The sequence below is a fragment of the Caballeronia terrestris genome, assembly GCF_001544515.1.
GTDB lineage: Bacteria > Pseudomonadota > Gammaproteobacteria > Burkholderiales > Burkholderiaceae > Caballeronia > Caballeronia terrestris.
This window is the reverse complement of record NZ_FCOL02000279.1, coordinates 1-2362: the sequence shown is the minus strand read 5'-3', so window position 1 is coordinate 2362 and position 2362 is coordinate 1. Positions and strand designations below refer to the sequence as shown.

At 60.4% G+C, this 2362-nt stretch carries 1 protein-coding gene and 1 pseudogene; both read right to left on the bottom strand.

All coding sequences use genetic code 11. From position 1 onward, the window contains the following. Positions 1-173: 173 nt before the first annotated feature. Positions 174-1088: a hypothetical protein gene (locus tag AWB67_RS36495; RefSeq protein WP_125477850.1), complete on the bottom strand. Its 915-nt coding sequence runs from the start codon at positions 1086-1088 to the stop codon at positions 174-176. Positions 1089-1189: 101 nt separating this feature from the next. Beyond that, positions 1190-1507: pseudogene (locus AWB67_RS36490) on the bottom strand (polyphosphate kinase 2 family protein); the annotation flags it as partial. Between the last annotated feature and the right edge of the window lie 855 nt (positions 1508-2362).

Genomic DNA, 2362 nt, shown 5'->3' with positions numbered 1-2362 from the left:
GTCCATGCTTGGTCTCTCGCGGGCGCCGGGCGCCGGGCGCCGGGCGCCGCATATGGGGTCGGTGATCCAGACTCGATACGCGCCATTTAGGCGCGTCGAGTCGCTGGGTTCAACAAGCAAGCTTATGTTAATGCGCGCGGATTGCAAGCATGCCCAGCGCGTAGAGCGGGTGATCAGCGGTCTGCCGGCCAGAGCACGGGCGAAACGCGCCGGACAGCCTCACACGCGTAGCCGCCCGACGTTCGCTTGACAGGCAATGCCGGGACCGTCTCTTTCGTCGGCGACCCGCGCCTGCCGGGCGTTTCCTGAGGGCTGCGCGGACTGACAGTGTTCCGCAGGACGACGTCCCGATACGGTTCCGGCATTGCGAGTATCGCGTGCATCGTTACCCTGATGGCCCAACACGCATCGTCCGGAGCGGCATTGCTCGGGTTCTCCATATACGCCTGGTAACGCACGACGTTTGCCTCCGCGTTGCCAAGTTCGACCATCAGGGCTCGTCTCAGCCTCAACTGCGCATCGACGGACTGCTGCGGCGTAGGAACATCGAGAGGCGCATTCGACGCGGCCGCGCGAATGGCGTCGAGCAGCATCGGGAAGTATTCGTCGATGTCGGCTTCCGACATTTCGTTGAGGCTGAGGTGGTTCACGACGTCGCTCATATCATTCAACCCGAAGCAGTTGGCCGGGACGAGCGTGTCCAGAAACCTGTTGATCAGCCTGACGTACTGCAGGCGTCGAGACGGTGCAAGACGTGCGAGACCATCTGCGATGAGTCCCGAGCGGGACTGCGAGTCGAGGAAAAACGCCCTCATCTGTTGCCCGTTGCCTGTGATCGCCGGGTCGCGATGGAACCGTTCGATCCACGCGATAATCAATCGCGCCTTGCTCGAACCCAGTTCGATGCCGTTATCCATCAGCATCTCGTTGTACGCGGCACGCTGCGAACCAAACAACGCAGACGACGACATTTCAAGCAAAGCCGATCGACCTGGCCTCATGTCTTGCCCGTTGCGTATTGCCGCGTCGGACAGCGATGCGCCTGCTACGCCAAGGCATGCTGCCGCACAGACGATGATGGCTTTCATGGCTCCTCCACGCCCCTCAGGGAGGCTCGTTGCCTGTCCGCCGCTGCGCAGGCCGCCCGGCGCTTTCGTCAGCTGCAACCATTTGCAATTTACGGACGCAACCACCGGCTGTAGTATTTCAGGTCCACGTCTGTGCGCTTCCAGCCCTTGCGTCCGTCGTTGATGGGCGCTTCGAGACGGGGGTCTGTTCTTCTTCGCTCACTTCCAGCCGGTGCTTGATGAGGATAATGCCGGAATTCACGATCGCCCGTTCAACGAGGGGAATGGCTTTCACGAACGCGACCCCTTCTTCCTCCGAGCAAGAGCCCATCACGCGCTCGGCGCCCGCCCCGTTGTACCGGCTTCTCGAAGATGACGACCTCGCTCGCCCTGGGCAGATGCGGCCGATAGCGCTGAACATACATCGGACTTTTTTCGCGCTGCGGTCACGAAGCGGCTGTTCGATGTCGAGGATGATATGAGGCGTTACCGCCTGAGGCGTCCAGAACGCCGAATAACCGCTGTCGACGGCGGTCGTAGGAAAGCCTTTCACTGCGAGCACAGCGGAGAGCGCATCCGGACCGGCACTGTCGTCATCGACGATCAGCACCGCGATGGGCGGAGTCACGCTCTGCAAAGCGCGGACGCTCCACAGGCCGGGAATGGGCGAAGAACCGTGCTGCATTTCGAAAAAATGATTTTTTATCAGGTCAGCGACTGTTATGCCGTAGTGATGTCGATCCCTCCACAGCCGATTGACTGCGTAACTTCTGCAGAACTTTTCCGGCGTCGCTGAGCGCGGCCTCCTCGCTCGGGAATGCTTCCAGGGATTGGTGGAGAACCTGCGGCGCCGCGTCGTCCATGCTCGGCACGATGGCCGCCCAAGCCCAGCCTCCCGCTCGACGCTCTACCCTGATTTCCGGAACATCTGACATTGTCTTTGACCTCCGCATTTAACTATAGCCGACCGTAAATGGCCGGCACTGTCCCTGCGACACGTTTATGGCCTGCCATCGGCAGGCGCTTATGGAGATCTATCATGAATGAAGATCAGGTCAAAGGAGTCGGAGAGAAAGTCAACGGCAAATCAACAAGGGCGTCGGAAAAATGACGAACGACCTCGCTCAAGAGGCGAAGGTCGACGCGCAGCAGATTGCCGGCGAAGCGCGCAAAGATCTGGGGACGCCAAGGACGACGCAAAGAATGCTGCAGACGATGTAGATGATCGCGCCGACGACAACCCCTTCTCCCACTCTAATCGACGCGGGGAAGGAATAGTAGGACTGGTGGCGATT

Coding starts and splice junctions, on each gene's coding strand:
- AWB67_RS36495 (WP_125477850.1), bottom strand. CDS start 1,088: ATGAAAGCCATCATCGTCTGTGCGGCAGCATGCCTTGGCGTAGCAGGC.